This window comes from Pectinatus frisingensis, assembly GCF_014076555.1.
GTDB lineage: Bacteria > Bacillota > Negativicutes > Selenomonadales > Selenomonadaceae > Pectinatus > Pectinatus frisingensis.
In genome coordinates, this window is record NZ_CP045424.1 from 846,848 (window position 1) to 863,269 (window position 16,422).

Here is a 16,422-nt window from a genome sequence, read left to right on the forward strand (position 1 = left end):
AAAAACAAGGAGCAATTGACGATGTGTGATACAGAAAGTCCGAATTTACCTGCCAATGATACCATCCGCAATATTATCAATAATTATCTTCAAAATGAAAAATCACTTGTAAATCAGCTGTATTTTACTACTTCCCACGGTCCGACTATCGGCGGATTCCGTGAAGAAATATGGAAGGGGATGTTTGAACAAATTATTCCTAAAAAATTTGTTATTGAGCAATCGGTATTCATTATTGATTCGAATGGTAATGTATCACATGAAGTCGATCTTGCGATTTTCGATGAGACCTATACCCCTTATATATTTCATTACGGGAAATTAAAATTTATTCCTATTGAGGCTGTAGCAGTCGTCATTGAATGTAAAAGTAATTCCATTAAGGCAAAAAAATTAAAGAGTTGGGCAGAACGTGTATCAGCATTGAAAACATCATCCGATTCATATACCAGAACCATCAGTCAGATTGTTGTTGGTAAAGAGATTCCCAGTCCAACGCAAACTTCCACACGTCCTTTGCGTATTTTATGCTGTTTAAAAGAATGCATAAGTAATGAAAAGCTTGGTTCTGGAGAAAAATCCTTTGATTTCATTATTCGATCAAAAGGTAAAAGACAAGGATTACAAATAGATATAAATGATTCGAAAAAAAATTTATACGATTGGTATCTTGATTTAAATCATAGGAATCAACCAGAAAAATCTGCTGAAGGAGACGATAAAAAAAGAAGCCACGAAACATACAGTTATAAGCTTAAAGATGTATCACTTGACAAATACCAAGTAGAAATAGCTGAAAAGCCTGTAGCCCTCTTAACCTTGAATTTGCAGCTGAATCAGCTACTTATGCTCATTAACAATCCTATGCTTTTCCCTCACAGGGCATACGCAGATATGTTTAATAAATGTAAACTGGAGGATAAGGTTAATGGTAAATAAATATGTTGCAGGGCTTTCCATTGATAAAATTCAAACATACTTGACGAAAGCGATTCACGCGCATGTACAGGAAAAGCAGACCGAGGAAGCCACATTAAAAAGCATAGTAAACTCTTCTAGAGAAATATCAGACGATTTTTTTACTGCAATTAAAAACAAATTTAACGAGTACAAAATTGAAAAACTCATGTCATGTTCAGGAGTGTATATATTTTCTTGTACAATCGCTGAGTCTGATGAGCCTGTTTTAGAGGAATTGCTTAATGAATTATTTTTGCACTATTATCACATCTCGCAGGGAAATAAGCTATTACACTATGTGTTTTTTAAGGATGACGGACGTACAGAAATTGAGGCTATTCAAGAAGCTAAAAAACGTCTTAAGCAGAATAAATACTTTACCCAAATAATAGAAAAAAACAAATCACAGCTGTTTTCTTTTTGTAAAATCGAAAAATCAGGCACTATCTCTGCAGTTAATCAAAAAGATTATCCGATGTTTGTTAAGGATATCAATGCACTATATCAGGACAAAGATACTGATAGTGAAGATACAGGAAACAGCAATCATTTTCGTATAGCTGTGATTAAAGCCGATCTTGACGGAATGGGCGATATGTTCAGCGGCATAAAAGAGTATAAGGAATATACTTTGACGAGCAAGGTGCTGTCTGAGACTGTTTCCTTACGTGGCCTGCATGAAGCAGTTGCTGAGGTTTGCCGGACGGATAATCAATCATATACAACTGGTGGTTGGCTTTTTCCTTTTTACATTGCTGGAGATGATATATTTTTTGCAGTAGCGGTGGCAAATTTTTTAAAAGGTATTGAGGTATGCCAGTATTTACTGAAAAAAATTAAAAATGAGCTTGCTGGAAAACTTTCTGACAAATTTTCTAATAAAATCTCCATGAGCATCGGCGTGGAAATCACCTTCAACAGAGAGCCCATACGCTATTATCTTGATAGGGTAGAAGATCAGCTGGAAAATGCCAAAGATGATAAAACCTACCTAAATTTTGATAGTTTAAAACCATTTCTTAATTCTAAAATATCAATCGGCAGACTCACTTTTTTGGATATTGATTACGCTCAATTTAAAAATTGTAAAAAAAATGCCTCCAAAGAGAGAAAATCAAAACTCAATAGTGCTATTAATTCTGCGCCCATATGGCAATTTTTTATCAGTGATGTTTGTTTACTTCTTTTTATAAAAAATGATGCTGATTGTAAAGAGTTCCTTGGTACACCAAGCTTCTTTTATTCTCTGCTTGAAAGGCTTTCAGATGAAGTTATTCGTTGCGATGATAAAAAATACATAAATCATTTATTATACTATCTGCTGCCGAATTACTTGGGAAATCCCAATGAGCATCTGTGGCAAGCTGAACTACTATTGAATGCCGCAATATTAAGACAACTATACATAAAAATCCCTAAAAAAGGGTTCAAAATTGATTTGTCTGATTATAAAAAACACCGTATGGAAACCTATCTGCGCCTGATGCTTTTGTTTTCTGATCCTCGTTTTCAGATAGTTAAAAATCAAGTTTCAGATACCGTTTTATTAAGTAAAAAAAATATAGATAATGCCAGGAAAAATTTACTTACAAAGATCCGTCACTGTTTATATGAGACTATTTCACATAAAACTCTGACAAGCTGCTTTGTAAAACAAGATAAGTTTACAATACCTGCAGACAATACCCGTGCGAGTAATAAAAAACCTCTTATAATATCCTATTATAAGACTGTCCGTGTTGAAAAGTCCATGTTCTTTAGATTGCGCAATACAGAAAAAATCCCTTTTTCTAAAGCTGCAACCATGCTTTCCATGAACAATCCCCCAGAAGATCCTTTAAAAGATGGTCATAATGGCATAGCTGGTACTACTGCACCGCAATTAGATAAACCTATTTATAGAATGTCTTTTAAAAAACAAGAATTTTGTGATGAACCGCAGATAGATAAAAAATGGAATTCAGACTTCATTGATTCTTTAATGTTGTTTTATCAATACAATGAAGCCGTCATTAAATATAAAATTATTACTGGTAATAGTAAAAATTATAAAAACAAAAGGGGTATCCGTGATGTCAGACATAGTTAAATATAAAGTAAAAACATTATCTAATTTGTTTATCGGGGGCGCACCGCTTCCTTTTGAGATCGGGGGAATAGACCAGCAGACCACCCTGGATCAGGAAGGCTATCCCTACATCCCTGCTTCTTCTGAAAAAGGTAGCGTTCGCAGCATAGTGCATGAGGATAACAGCGACGAAAAAACAGCTATTACTAAGCTATATACTGAGTATTTAAAATCCGAAGAGATAAAAAATCGAGATAAAATAAAAACACTGGTAAAAGAGGATGAAGCGTTAGCCCGTGTTCGGGAAAGATATAAAGAAGCACAGAATGCGGTATCTGCTGAATACCTTTTTGGTATCAGCGGTTTCAATAATACACCAAAATTAATGTTTAGTGATTTACGTTTATGTGAAAAATTTCGTGATGAAAAAAGCTGTTTTTCTATTGATATGAAAAACTCTATTACTGCTAACGGTACCACACTCACTTCTAATCCTCGTACTTACAAGGCTGCTCGAAGTGGATTGACTTTTACCGGTGAAATTCGTCTTCACAAGATAGATGCCTTGGGAAAAGGTGCTGAACAGCTGTGTAAGGATTATATTATTTATATCTTAAAAAAATTTAATGAAGGAATTTATCGTCTTGGAAATTCTAAAAGCCGGGGTTATGGAAAAATCGGTGTAAGTATTGAGACAGAGGAGCAATAATATGGATATTTATGAAGTGCAGCTTCTGTCAACAGGTCCTCTGACACAACTTCCAGATTCTCAAAAACTATTCGGAGCTTTGGTTTATATGTATTCCGAAAAATACGGTGACACATCTGCGTCAACACTGACAAAAAAGCTTTTAAATAAAGATATTTATCTTTCACTGTCGAATCTTATGCCGCAGGGATATATTATTACACCCCTGGACTATATCATCGACTGTATAGCTTCTCAACCATCCAAAGATCAGAGCGATAAGGATAAAAATCTGAAAAAGAAACGCAAGGCCCTAAAAAAGCGAAGCTATATACTGCCAACCAAACTAGAGGAGATTTTAAATGATCTAACATTTGGTAAGCAATCAGATATTGAAAATATTTTCCCTTATATCAAGCTGGACGATAACCAACAACTTCGTGCTTCTATAGAAAGCAGCTTCTATGATATTCCGGGATTAGACAGCAGACTTTATTCAGTACCTACTATTAACATAGCAGAGATAACCTCTGATCAAAAGTCCAGGCCTGTAAATAGATTTTGTTTTTATTTACGGGTAGACAGTAGCGAAATTTGTACCAATTTACTAAATATGATACAAGAAGCAGTCCGGCGTTCGACAATCGTAATATTAGGAAAAAGAGCCTCACAGGGATTGAATACTTTTAAATTTCAGGATATCAGCAGGCAAAATATACATTATGAATCCGTAAAGCATTTTATAAATACAGGTATGCTATTGCCCGAGAATATTGATTATACAGCTTCAACTTTAAAGTTATTTACCTCAGAACGACGTCCTTTTAATATTCCCGGTGGCTGGGATAGTAATTTCACCAGATACTATATCAGCTTTATTGCTGAGGGCAGCGTCATCACGGCTTCTCAAGGAGCAGATAATACCGGAAAATCTATAGCATCACCATTTAATCCTCAAAGGGATATCGTCTTTGGCAATGCATTTTTATATCCGCTGCCGATACAGAAGGGACAGGTGCAGGCATGCAAAAAATAAAATATAAACTGACTGCACAGTCCAGTTTGATTGTATCACCCAGAATGAATACAGCTTTATATAAGGAATTAGATGAGTTCTCTCTGAAGCAGCTAACAACTAATGATAACTATCTTGATAAAGATAAACTAAATATTATTTATCCATTTTATCAGTATGGTGAATATACAAAATATGCTCCTGAGCGTGCAAAATATTATCTGCCCGGCAGCTCTATCAAAGGAGCCTTGTGCCAGAAGCGCTCCTCTGATTCTGGAAATATAATGGTCGATGATATCAAAGTCAGTAATGATGATGTTGTTTTACGCAATTTATATAAGGCGCAGTATGTTAATGATGAACAAAAGGCTGATTTTGCTGCTTTCTTTCCTAATGTTGGTGTTGAAATGATAAAAACCCGTGCAACATTAACTGGTGATATTTATGTAAAAGATAAAAATTATGCGATATCACTTATAAAATCAGCAAATGATTCTGCAAAGAAGAAGTTAGAGCAAATGCTGGTATATCTTGATAGGCTCAAAGGACAGAAAGAACATTTTTTACTTCATTTAAACTGTGCTAAATTTAAAATAACAGCTATAAAAGACAGTGATGATATTTTTTTAGTGGGAGGATATAAAGGTCTGTTGAATTCTATTGAAATTGAAAAAGCTCAGCAGGAAATAAACAGTGTCATTTTTCAGGAAATAAACAGTGCCATTTTTTTAGATCAAGAAACTGGTCTGCCGCATGGTATTGTGAAAATCAAATTGATTTAGGGTGGGGGAATATACATAAAAACAGTTTGAATATTTAGCAAACCTATGAAAAAATTTCTATAAAAAAACTTCCCCTCTAAGTCATAAGGTCTTTTATAGTGCTATCTAATCATAGGCGACTTTTTTATCATGGCAAAGCAGATAAAAGAGATTCATAAAGTTGAAATGACAGATGGAAAGTGGGATATTATCCAGCAGCTCTTCCGAGAATACAGCATCGAGAAATCTAACAACATTCAAGATGTTCTGAAGGATTTGCTTGGCGGACACCATCAAGGAGATGATGGTGTCCGAAATGGGCGAATACTTGGACTACAGCAAATCATAACGCTCCAATAATAAGAATGGCTGAATGGCTATAAAACCAAGCAAATGAATAGTCATTATGGCAGTTTTCAGGTTGACGTTTCTCAAGATCGTCAATTTTCCTTATTCTGCCCCGGATTGAAGATTGGCAGCGTCGGCCTCTTGCCAGTGTCTGTCCCAATTAGCTTTATTGATGCTATTCACTTTTCGGTATGTCATGATAGTATTGTCAGCAAGTTAGCTGCATATATCGTGCTCGGCATCAATGAGGATGGTTGCAAAGAAGTATGCACCCCTGAGGTCGGTGAAAATGAGAACAGCAAATACTGGGTGTTTTGAATGATCTCAAGAACCGTGGTGTTCAAGATATACTCATAAATGGTGCGGTAATTCCGATAGACGGAGGCCGCATGGGAAGGTAAAAAAAGAAGTGCATCGGGGATTTTCCCGGTGCACTTTTTGGTTAGCATGACCAATATGTTTTAAAGTTGGATTAAATTTGTAAATCGTAGTTTTTAAGTAAAAACTCTCTTTGGGCATTTAGATGTATTATCATGCCGTTTTTGGCACCGGTAGCATCACCTGCGGCTATAGCCTTAGCTATCTGACGATGCGTGATGACCGTTTCCTGGCACAGAGAATTATCTGTTATGAAGATATTTTTCTTTATGGAAGCATGGATTATCTGTGTTATTTTATAGATGATTTTATTGCCGCTGGCATTGCCGATAGCTGAGTGAAAAAGATTGTCCTCATCATCGTAATTTTTACCCGCTTTGATCAGGCCTTCTACTACTAAACACAGTTCATTGATCTGGCGTATGTTTTTTAACGTGGCTTTTTGCGCAGCTATTGCAGCTATTGCGGGTTCAAAAATGAGCCGCACTGTAAGCAGGTCAAATATAGTGGAAATATCATTGCCCATAAGTCCAAGGCCAAGCGGATCATTGCTTATCCCCTGCTTTTTGGAAACGAATGTGCCGGCTCCCTGACGAATGGTTAATATGTTTTGGGTAGATAAAGCTTTTAAAGCTTCACGGACGGTACTGTGCCCAACTTTGAATTTTACTGATAATTTATCCACTGTCGGCAGTTTATCACCGGGCTGCATGTTGTTGTTTTTCAAAAGATCTAAAATATTATTTATTGTTGTATTGACGAGTGAGGCTCCCATAAGATCCCATCCTGTACTAATGATTTATCAGAATAATTAAATTGTTTTAATGAAAATCCTTGGCTGTAAATGCAATAAAATATCACTTCGATGAAAAAAGATAACTATTCATCATATGTATAGATTGATTACAACAAAATTATACTCAAATATAATAGCATAAAATGAACCCTTCTACAAGTAAAGAAGATATATAGATATTCATTGTGATCTGTTTGATAAAGAGTTTTATATAAATCTCAGCAGTTGTAATTGGTTATTATTGACTTTTATATTTATAAGATGTATTATAATATTCATCTGATGATTATGATGCATAAATAACTTTTTACTGGGGGTGATATTTAATGTCTGAGGGATTGATTTTGGCTGGTGAACCTATGGGGCTTCTTATAGCACAAAGTGAAGGCTCATTGGACAGTGTGTCTGGGTATTCGTTGGCTGTAGCCGGAGCGGAGTTTAATGTAGCAGTGGGAACAGCACGTCTGCATCATCGAGTGACATATATGACAAAATTGGGTAAAGATCCTTTCGGTAAACGTGTAATAAGAGTGTTGAACGAAAATGGAATCGGTAATGAATTTGTAAGTTTTTCTGACGAGCACAAAACAGGTTTTATGCTCAAGGGTAAGGTTAATAAAGGAGATCCTGACATTTTTTATTTTCGTGCCGGTTCGGCAGCATCTACGATTTCGCCGGCTGATGTGGGAAAAATTGATATGAGGAATTATTCTTATATTCATCTGACAGGAATCTTGCCGGCTTTATCAGATGAAACCCGGGCAGCTGTTTATCTGATGTTTGACAAAGCACGTGCTGCCGGATTGACGATAAGTTTTGATCCAAATCTGCGGCCGCAGCTATGGCCTTCTTTGAAAATCATGCGGGAAACCATCAATGATATGGCTTCTCGCGCCGATATTGTTTTGCCGGGAATTGCAGAGGGAAAAATATTAGTGGGCAGTGATGATCCAAAGAAAATAAATGACTTTTATCGTCAAAATGGTGCCGGGATTGTCATCACAAAATGTGGTGCCGAAGGGGCATTTGTAACGGATGGCAATGAGAATTATAAAGTTGAAGGGTATAAGGTCAGGCAGATAATCGATACTGTGGGTGCCGGTGATGGATTTGCCGTGGGAATAATTACCGGATTAATGGAAAATTTACCGTTGTATGAAGCTGTTAAGCGCGGTAACGCTATAGGAGCTATTCAGGTCATGAGCCGTGGGGATAATGAAGGTTTGCCTACTCCGGAAGAACTGGCAAATTTTATGAAGCAGGATGACTGCGTTGGGAGAAAATAAAATGATTAGCAAGAATATGCAGAATGTTTTCAATATAGGTCTGGTACCGCTTATATCACTTGATGATGCCGATGATGCAGTGGTACTGGCACAAACATTGGTAAAAGGAGGTATTCCTGTTGCCGAAGTAACTTTTCGCACGGCTGCGGGACTTGCTGCAATAGAAAAAATGGCGGCCCAGGTACCGGAGATTATCGTTGGTGCCGGTACTGTTCACGATGTGGAGCATGCCCGTCAAGCTGTGGCTGCCGGTGCAAAATTTATTGTTACACCAGGGTTCAATGCTGCAGTGGTAAAATGGTGCATTAACAACGATGTCGATGTGATACCGGGAACGGTATCACCTGCTGATGTGGAAGCCGCGATGGCAATGGGGCTGGATGTATGTAAATTTTTCCCGGCAGAAGCATATGGCGGAGTGAAAACACTGAAAGCCTTTTCCGGACCGTTTGGTAAAATGAAGTTTATGCCGACAGGTGGCGTAAATGAGGAAAATATGCTGGAGTATTTTTCTTTGGGTAATGTCGCTGCGGTGGGTGGCAGTTTCATGGTGCCTGCTGCGGCAGTCAAGGCTAAAGATTGGAAAAAGATAGAACAGCTTTGCCTCCATATAATCGGAAAAATGTTTGGTTTTGAACTGGCACATGTAGGTATAAATTGCACAAATGCAGCGCAGGCTGATTCGATAGCAGGCAGATTATCGGAGATTTTTCTGCAGGAAAAAGCGGAATACAGCGGAGCCTACTTTGCGGGAAATATAGCTGAAGTACTTAAAGCGCCCTTTTGGGGAGAAAAAGGCCATTTATGTATAGATACCAATGATATGGTGCGGGCAGTTGCTTATTTTACCCGTAAGGGTATAAAATTTAATAATGACACATGGATAAAAGATGAGCAGGGCAGGCCGCAGGTAGTTTATCTTGCAGAAGAAATCGGCGGTTTTTGTGTTCATTTGCGGCAAAAATCGAAATAAAGGTCAAATAAATTGGAAATATTAAATCTTTGAAGATGTGGAGATGATATGGTGAAAATCATTATAACTGACTGTGATCACAAAAACATTGATATAGAAACAAGTATATTCAAAAAGGCAGATATCCCTTTTGAATTAAGACAATGCCATACAGAAAAAGCGGTTATAAATGAATGCAAGAATGCACAGGCACTTATTGTGCAATATGCCCCCATAACGAAAAAAGTAATGGAGAATCTGACTGAATTAAAAGTGATTGTGCGATATGGTGTAGGTGTTGATACTATTGATATAACAGCGGCGACAAAATATAAAATACAAGTCTGCAATGTACCCGATTATGGGATAAATGAAGTAGCGGATCATGCGATTGCCTTAATGATGGCATTCACACGTAAAATTGTGCTGATGAACACTTTTACCAAAAAACAAAAATGGGATTATACGCGCAGTATACCGGTGCATAGAGCTAGCAGCCAAACGGTTGGAGTTGTGGGATTGGGCCGTATCGGTAAAAATTTTGCGGAGAAAGCGCATGCTTTGGGATACAATATTATTGGTTTTGATCCTTATTATAAAGAAAGAGCGAAAACTGAATTTATTAAAGTAGTACCATTGGAAGAACTTATCAGGCAGGCTGATGTTATTTCTCTGCATATTCCTGCCGACGGTAATAAAAATTTGTTTGATAAGGCTGCTTTTAAAAAAATGAAAAAGTCAGCTGTTTTACTCAATGTCGCACGCGGCGGTATTATTAATGAGGACGATCTTTATGAAGCATTAAAAAATGGAGAAATCGGCGGAGCAGGAGTTGACTGTGTATCGGATGAACCAATGAATCCCGGCAGCAGGCTTTTTGAATTGGATAATTATATAGCTACACCGCATATGGCATGGTATTCGGAGGAAGCAGCGCGGGAACTTAAATGCAAGGCAGCTGAGGAAGCCGTAAGATTTTTAAATGGTGAAAAAATTCATTATCCGGTAAATAAATTTTGATTTTAAATATATTCTGATTTATCATAAAATACCCGTTCAGTTTGTTTTGACTGGACGGGTATTTTTAGTGTGCACATTTCTAAGGTAAAAAATCCCGGGAAGGACAAAATCCATTAACTGTTTGGGATGTTAAGAAGTAGATATGGTAAATATATGGAAAAAATACGGAGATTATCAGAATTCTGCAGCGGGATATGGTTAAAATAAAATGAGAATAGCAAAATGGAGTTGGGATGCAAATACTTTATTTTCACTGTACTGAAAAGTTAAAATTGAATGTGCTTTTTTCGGACGATTTCTCTTTGCTTGTGTTTTATAATAAATAAAGAAAGTCAAAAAACTTCGCAGCAAATAAACGCAAATTACCAGCAGCTGATGCGGCGAAGGGGTTTTTCTTCCTATTATGTTTATGTTATTATGTGTTAATTGAATCGATGAAAAGAAAGAGGTTTTTTGATGGCGTGGTTTACAATTCCACGTGAAGTATATTATGGGCCTGGTGCAATGAAGGAACTGAAAGTATTAAAAGGACACAAAAAGGCTATAATCGTTACTGGTACTAATTTTATGATTGAAAATGGAAGCCTCGAAAAGCTGATCGGTATTTTGAAAGAAAATGGAATGCAGGTTCAGGTTTTTGATAAGGTAGAAAGTAATCCCCGGATTTCTACGGTATACTGTGGTGCTGAAATAATGAGAGATTATGAACCTGATGTTATTGTGGCTCTTGGCGGTGGTTCTCCTGTGGATGCGGCAAAGGCGATGTGGATATTCTATGAAAATCCTGAACTAAAGTTTGATGATGTTAAGACCCCGTTTAGTTTACCCAAAATGCGCAGAAAAGCTATTTTTGCAGCAGTAGGTACTACTTCTGGGACGGGAACAGAAGTGACATCTTTTTCTGTTATAACCGAAGATGATACGAAGATTAAATATCCGATTGCAGATTTTGAAATTACTCCGGATATTGCAATCGTGGATACGGAAATTCCGTTATCCATGTTAGAAACGCTTACAGCTGATTCTGGGATGGATGCATTGACACATGCAGTGGAAGCTTATGTTGCCACTGCACAGACAGATCTCACTGATTGCTTGGCAATCAAGGCGGCACAAATGGTTTTTGAAAACCTTGTGGATTCTTATCACGGCAGTGCAGAAGCACGTAAAAATATACATGTTGCACAGAATTTAGCTGGCATGGCTTTTTCAAATGCCTTACTTGGTATAGTGCACTCTCTCGCTCATAAAGTTGGTGTTACCTATGGCGTTACACATGGCCGCTGCAACGCGATAATGCTTCCATATGTGATTGAGTATAACAGTGTAGTGACAGAAAAACGCTTTGCGAATATTGCCCGTGCACTTGGCCTGAATGGTGCGACAAATAAACAATTGACCAATTCATTGGTGGAAGCAATCAAAATATTGAATGGACAGTTGGGTATTCCGCTTTTCTACCAAGCGGCTGGTGTGGATGAAAAAATATTTCTGGATACTCTTGATACAATGGCTGAAGCTGCTTGTGGTGATCCTTGTACATTGTTTAATCCTCGCAAAACAGAATTTGAGAACATGAAAAAAGTACTTAGGTGCTGTTACTATGGTACAGATGTAAATTTTTGATTGCAGAACCCCTGGCTGGCGCTGGGGGTTATTGCTGTATTTCGCATCCGTAACAAAGCATCGGGAAGGAAGAAAGCTGTGTCTGCACCACTTTATTATTTGAAGGATGACTTTGAACCTTATCGTTCGTTGTTTTTAGAGCAACTTTACCAAACACGCCATTATAAAACAGGAGAAATTATATGTAAATCGCATACAGTATGGCATAATATGATGTATTTAAATTCCGGAAGGGTGAAAGCTTCAATCATACAAAATGACAAAGAAAAGTTGCTCGCATTTTACGGACAGGGGTATTTAATTCCGTATTACGTCCCCTCAGAGGTGAAGATCACCCATTTGATTCAGTTTACTGCGGTATCAGATGTGACCGCTTTGCAGATAAACAGAGAAAAATTTGAAGAATTGCTCTCGCAGCATCTAAAGTTGCGAGATGATATGTATTTATCAGCTTGGCGCTTGATTCACTTGCTGACTCATGAAGTGGAAAGCCAAACCTTGGATTCAGGCCTTGAACGGGTGGCTACTTTTTTATATACATATTTTGAAAATACCGGACATGCGTTATTTGAAATCTCTACGCGTGATTTGCAGTCTTTTGTCGGATTGAATCGAACTAATCTTAGTAAGTATCTTTCATTTTTGATCAATGCACATGTTATAGAAAAAAAACGAGGACTTATTAAAATAACGGCACCGGAAAAACTAAGAAATTTCTGTTCGGAACGCGTGATACATTGTGAAATTATGCCTGTTGTCCATAGTAGTATATCAGAAGAAAATAAATGGAAGGCAATTAAAGACAGAGACAAAAGTTATGATGGAGTTTTTTGGTATGGTGTGAAAAGTACGGGTATATTTTGTAATCCGTCCTGCCGATCCAGACAGCCTAATAAAGAAAATATCGAATATTTTGATACACCACAGAAAGCATTGAATGCCGGATACCGCGTATGTAAACGCTGCAGGCCGGATGTATTATCTTATAATCCAAATCGGGATTTCATTGAACGAGTACGAAAATATTTAGATATACATTTTAATGATAAAGAAATTATTACAAAATATTTGAAAAATTCAGCTATAAATTCGAAATATTTGAATAAATTGTTTAAAATACAATATGACATCACACCACATGCTTATATACAGGAAAAGAGAATTGAAAAAGCAGTGTACTTATTAACACAAACAGACAGACGTGTTTTGGATATTGCGCTTTCTTCCGGGTTCAATAGTATGTCAAGTTTTTATAGTATATTTAAAAATAACTATGGAATGTCACCGACACAGTACAGAAATAGTGAAAAAAATGAATAAATTTGCGACTTGTAAAAAATGTTGTGATAATGAATTTTTATAAAAATTTATTTGACAAATTGAATGATGCAAAATCGGAAGACAGATAAAAAAGTATCGGGTATATTAAAAATGTAAGCAAGCCTTATTGTAAAGCTCGTTTATTGTTTTCATTGAAAGCTGAGAAGTGTAAGATATGCTGCGGTACAGGAAGAACGGGAGGTAGGTTTATGAAACATACGAGATTTATGGAAACAGCTTTGGGATTGATAGAAATTTCTGAAATAGATGGTTTTGTTACAGAATTATTTTTTGCGAAAAATACACAAAAAACGGCAGACGGATCGCAAACTCCGGTGTTAAAAGAAGCTGAAAGGCAGATTACAGAGTATTTGTCAGGGAAGCGTAAGGTGTTTGATTTGCCGCTTGCTGCTGATGGAACGGACTTTCAGAAAGTAATTTGGGAGGCTTTGCGTAAAATTCCGTATGGAGAAACACGCAGCTATAAACAAGTTGCAGAAATGATTGGAAAACCGAAGGCATCCCGAGCTGTGGGGATGGCAAATAATAAAAATCCAATCTTGATTGTGACGCCATGTCACCGCGTCATTGGCGCAAATGGGAAATTGGTGGGTTATGCGGCTGGTTTGGCAGTCAAGGAAAAATTATTGAAATTGGAACAAGCACATGCCAATAGTTGAAACAAAATATTTTGATTATGGAAGAAAAGAAATGGAATATCTCGCTGCTGCAGACTCGGTATTAGGTGCTGCAATGGTAAGGCTTGGCAGAGTGGAACGCGAGGTGATTCCTGATTTGTTTGCAGCAATGATTTATGCTGTTGTAGGTCAGCTGGTCTCTGTACGCTCCGCAAAGACCGTCTGGACGCATATGCTGCAAAATATCGGCGATATTACACCAGAAAATCTGTCATGTGTTTCCGATGATGCGATTCAGCATTGCGGTATGACTATGAGGAAGGCCACTGTGATTACTACGTTGTCAAAAAAGGTTGTACAAGGCAGTATTTGTCTTTCTGATTTGTGGAATTTATCGGATCAGGAAGTTATCAGGCGCTTGACCGCAATAAAGGGAATCGGTCTATGGACGGCACAAATGCTGCTGATTAACTGCATGGAACGTCCAAATGTTGTTAGCTGGGGTGATGTTGCTATCCGCAGAGGAATGGAGAAACTTTATGGGTTTCCAAAATTGACAAGAGATCAATTCGAAATATGTAAGAACAGATATTCACCGTACGGCTCGGTAGCTTCCATTTATTTATGGAAGATTTCTTTTTTTTAGGCTGGACTGTATCAGACTATGGAATTCTAAAATCAACTGATAAATTGCGGCAGGGTATGCAAAAAAATTTTTGAAAACGAAATGCAAAGACAGGCTAAGTAAATAGGGAAGTAAATAAAAAGGAATAATAGCGTTGAGCAGCGAAAAAAATAATATATTGAAAGAGCAAATGTTTTTTAGTGCTCTGAGTTTACAATTATCGGCAATTGTTTCTGTAATATAGCTTACGTTTTTTGCTGCATTAATGAGAGATGAAGTATGCTGCCGGAAAAATATCCTGTTCAAAAGATGGCGCCGCTGTTTTTGTTTGTTCTTGTTATCGGCTTATCATCGCACAGCTGGTTTTAGGCGAAAAACTTTCCGTTGCGTAATGGATAGTGCGGTCATTTTTGTCAGTAAATATCGAATGAATAGTAGCATCCGGTAGGTTTTAGAGCATAAGGAGAAGAATGGATGCAAAATGAGATTAGAAAACAAATTGAAATACTGGTAGAAGAAAGTTATCGTATTTTTTCCTCAGGACTGCTTCCGAATATAAAACATGTTTTGGGAGTTCGTCTTCCATTGCTCCGAAAAATGGCAAAGCAGATTTCAAAGTCGGACTGGCGTAGATATTTGCAAACAGCGCAAGACACTTCATTTGAAGAGATCATGCTGCAGGGAATGGTTATTGGCTGTATAAAGTGCCCACCGGAAGAACGATTTTTATATATACAAACTTTTGTCCCTAAAATTGATAATTGGTCGGTATGTGACAGTTTTTGCAGGGGACTTAAATTTACGAAAGAATGCCCGGCGCAGATGTGGAACTTTTTGCAGCCGTACTTAAAGTCAGATAAAGAATTTCATATTAGGTTTGCAATTGTTATATTGATTTTTTATTATATTGATGAAGATCATATTGTGGAGGTTATCAATCGACTGGATAAGGTGCAGCATGATGGGTATTACGTGAAAATGGCAGTTGCATGGGCAGTTTCGATTTGTTATGTTCAGTTTCCAGTAATTACTATGCAATATCTGCACCGTAATCATTTGGATGATTTTACTTATAATAAAGCATTACAGAAAATCACAGAATCTTTAAAAGTGGATAGAAAAATAAAAAAACGAATCAGAACTATGAAACGTGGCCCGGTGGGAAAATCAAAAGAAGGGGAAAGTAAGTCATGACGGAAGAAGAAAGATGGAAAGCAGTTTTGTCTTGTGACACTACATACGATGGACAATTTTTTTATGGTGTGAAGACAACGAGAATTTTTTGCCGGCCTTCTTGTAAATCCAAAAATCCTAAACGGGAAAATGTAATATTTTTTGATACGAAAGAACAGGCGGAAAGAAGCGGTTTTCGCCCATGTAAGCGATGTCGTCCTGATTTGTCAGAGTTTCAGCCTCAAAAAGAAAGCGCTGAAAGAATAAAATTTACCTATAATCGTTATTTTTCCGACCATAATCAGTTAAAAGAAGAATTAAAAAAGCTTGGTTTTAATAGAAACCGTATAATTCAGTTATTTCAGAATCAGTATGGAAAAACTCCAGTAGAATATTTAAACGAATTGCGCATAACCAGCGCAAAAAAATTACTTGTTGACACGCAGGATACTATTTTACAGATTGCATTACAAAGTGGATTTGAAAGTCTTTCCGTTTTTTATATGCAGTTCAGGCGTTTAATGGGGATTTCACCAAATTTATACCGGAAACAAGCCTCCGTTAAGTCACTCGGCTACAGTGAAGATAATCTTTAAATTTATATAAACTGGCAATTCTGGCTGCCTTTTTACTACATGTACATTGAAATCTATATGACAGGGTGATATTATGGTTATACAAAATGCCGTAGTTTTTAGAAAAAGTTCTCAGATATCTGCATAAAATATAATAATACATATGGTTGATTTATAAATTTTGCAGTAGTCA

16 protein-coding genes and 1 pseudogene are annotated in these 16,422 nt (G+C 37.1%); 16 read left to right on the forward strand and 1 reads right to left on the reverse strand.

The features are described from left to right. Nucleotides 1-21: 21 nt before the first annotated feature. From F8M42_RS04070 to F8M42_RS13615, 7 genes and pseudogenes are all read left to right on the forward strand, one after another. Nucleotides 22-939, forward strand: coding sequence for a DUF6602 domain-containing protein (locus F8M42_RS04070; RefSeq protein WP_182188081.1), 918 nt, complete (start codon nucleotides 22-24; stop codon nucleotides 937-939). Continuing rightward, nucleotides 929-3,049 carry a Cas10/Cmr2 second palm domain-containing protein gene (locus F8M42_RS04075; protein ID WP_182188082.1) on the forward strand — a complete coding sequence of 707 codons (2,121 nt, stop codon included), beginning with the start codon at nucleotides 929-931 and terminating at the stop codon, nucleotides 3,047-3,049. Before F8M42_RS04070 ends, F8M42_RS04075 begins: the two co-directional genes overlap by 11 nt. Next, nucleotides 3,033-3,737, forward strand: a complete 705-nt coding sequence (locus tag F8M42_RS04080; RefSeq protein WP_182188083.1) for an RAMP superfamily CRISPR-associated protein — start codon at nucleotides 3,033-3,035, stop codon at nucleotides 3,735-3,737. Before F8M42_RS04075 ends, F8M42_RS04080 begins: the two co-directional genes overlap by 17 nt. A 1-nt stretch (nucleotide 3,738) precedes the next feature. After that, a complete protein-coding gene (locus F8M42_RS04085; protein WP_182188084.1) occupies nucleotides 3,739-4,752 on the forward strand; it encodes a hypothetical protein in 1,014 nt (337 codons plus the stop codon). Next, a complete protein-coding gene (locus tag F8M42_RS04090; RefSeq protein WP_182188085.1) occupies nucleotides 4,740-5,513 on the forward strand; it encodes a hypothetical protein in 774 nt (257 codons plus the stop codon). The genes F8M42_RS04085 and F8M42_RS04090 overlap by 13 nt, the downstream gene beginning before the upstream one ends. Nucleotides 5,514-5,642: 129 nt before the next feature. Then, nucleotides 5,643-5,852: a hypothetical protein gene (locus tag F8M42_RS13610; RefSeq protein ID WP_229711445.1), complete on the forward strand. Its 210-nt coding sequence runs from the start codon at nucleotides 5,643-5,645 to the stop codon at nucleotides 5,850-5,852. A gap of 92 nt (nucleotides 5,853-5,944) precedes the next feature. Then, nucleotides 5,945-6,196 (forward strand): annotated as a pseudogene (locus F8M42_RS13615) (transposase); the annotation flags it as partial. 116 nt (nucleotides 6,197-6,312) lie between these two features. Here the strand turns inward: F8M42_RS13615 and F8M42_RS04100 are convergent. After that, a complete protein-coding gene (locus F8M42_RS04100; RefSeq protein WP_182188086.1) occupies nucleotides 6,313-6,993 on the reverse strand; it encodes a FadR/GntR family transcriptional regulator in 681 nt (226 codons plus the stop codon). Between the two features lie 347 nt (nucleotides 6,994-7,340). Here F8M42_RS04100 and F8M42_RS04105 point away from each other — a divergent pair, with 347 nt between their 5' ends. The 9 genes from F8M42_RS04105 (at nucleotide 7,341) to F8M42_RS04145 (ending at nucleotide 16,250) form a co-directional block, all read left to right on the forward strand. Beyond that, nucleotides 7,341-8,300 carry a sugar kinase gene (locus F8M42_RS04105; protein ID WP_182188087.1) on the forward strand — a complete coding sequence of 320 codons (960 nt, stop codon included), beginning with the start codon at nucleotides 7,341-7,343 and terminating at the stop codon, nucleotides 8,298-8,300. Nucleotide 8,301: 1 nt separating this feature from the next. After that, on the forward strand, nucleotides 8,302-9,273 hold the full coding sequence (gene eda / locus F8M42_RS04110) for a bifunctional 4-hydroxy-2-oxoglutarate aldolase/2-dehydro-3-deoxy-phosphogluconate aldolase (RefSeq protein ID WP_182188088.1): 972 nt from the start codon (nucleotides 8,302-8,304) through the stop codon (nucleotides 9,271-9,273). 48 nt (nucleotides 9,274-9,321) lie between these two features. Next, nucleotides 9,322-10,272 (forward strand): C-terminal binding protein, encoded by a 951-nt coding sequence (locus tag F8M42_RS04115; protein ID WP_229711450.1) that lies wholly within the window; start codon nucleotides 9,322-9,324, stop codon nucleotides 10,270-10,272. 456 nt (nucleotides 10,273-10,728) lie between these two features. Then, complete coding sequence (locus tag F8M42_RS04120; protein WP_182188089.1) at nucleotides 10,729-11,898, forward strand: iron-containing alcohol dehydrogenase; 1,170 nt, start codon at nucleotides 10,729-10,731, stop codon at nucleotides 11,896-11,898. Nucleotides 11,899-11,976: 78 nt separating this feature from the next. Beyond that, the gene (locus F8M42_RS04125) at nucleotides 11,977-13,218 is read left to right on the forward strand and encodes an Ada metal-binding domain-containing protein (RefSeq protein WP_182188090.1); all 1,242 of its coding nucleotides are present in this window, start codon (nucleotides 11,977-11,979) and stop codon (nucleotides 13,216-13,218) included. Nucleotides 13,219-13,427: 209 nt separating this feature from the next. Further along, the gene (locus F8M42_RS04130) at nucleotides 13,428-13,898 is read left to right on the forward strand and encodes a methylated-DNA--[protein]-cysteine S-methyltransferase (RefSeq protein WP_182188091.1); all 471 of its coding nucleotides are present in this window, start codon (nucleotides 13,428-13,430) and stop codon (nucleotides 13,896-13,898) included. Beyond that, nucleotides 13,885-14,502, forward strand: a complete 618-nt coding sequence (locus F8M42_RS04135) for a DNA-3-methyladenine glycosylase family protein (protein WP_182188092.1) — start codon at nucleotides 13,885-13,887, stop codon at nucleotides 14,500-14,502. Before F8M42_RS04130 ends, F8M42_RS04135 begins: the two co-directional genes overlap by 14 nt. Before the next feature lie 453 nt (nucleotides 14,503-14,955). Further along, nucleotides 14,956-15,675, forward strand: a complete 720-nt coding sequence (locus tag F8M42_RS04140; protein WP_182188093.1) for a DNA alkylation repair protein — start codon at nucleotides 14,956-14,958, stop codon at nucleotides 15,673-15,675. Further along, entirely contained in the window at nucleotides 15,672-16,250 is a 579-nt protein-coding gene (locus F8M42_RS04145; RefSeq protein WP_182188094.1) for a bifunctional transcriptional activator/DNA repair enzyme AdaA, read from the forward strand. The genes F8M42_RS04140 and F8M42_RS04145 overlap by 4 nt, the downstream gene beginning before the upstream one ends. The last annotated feature ends 172 nt before the right edge of the window (nucleotides 16,251-16,422 follow it).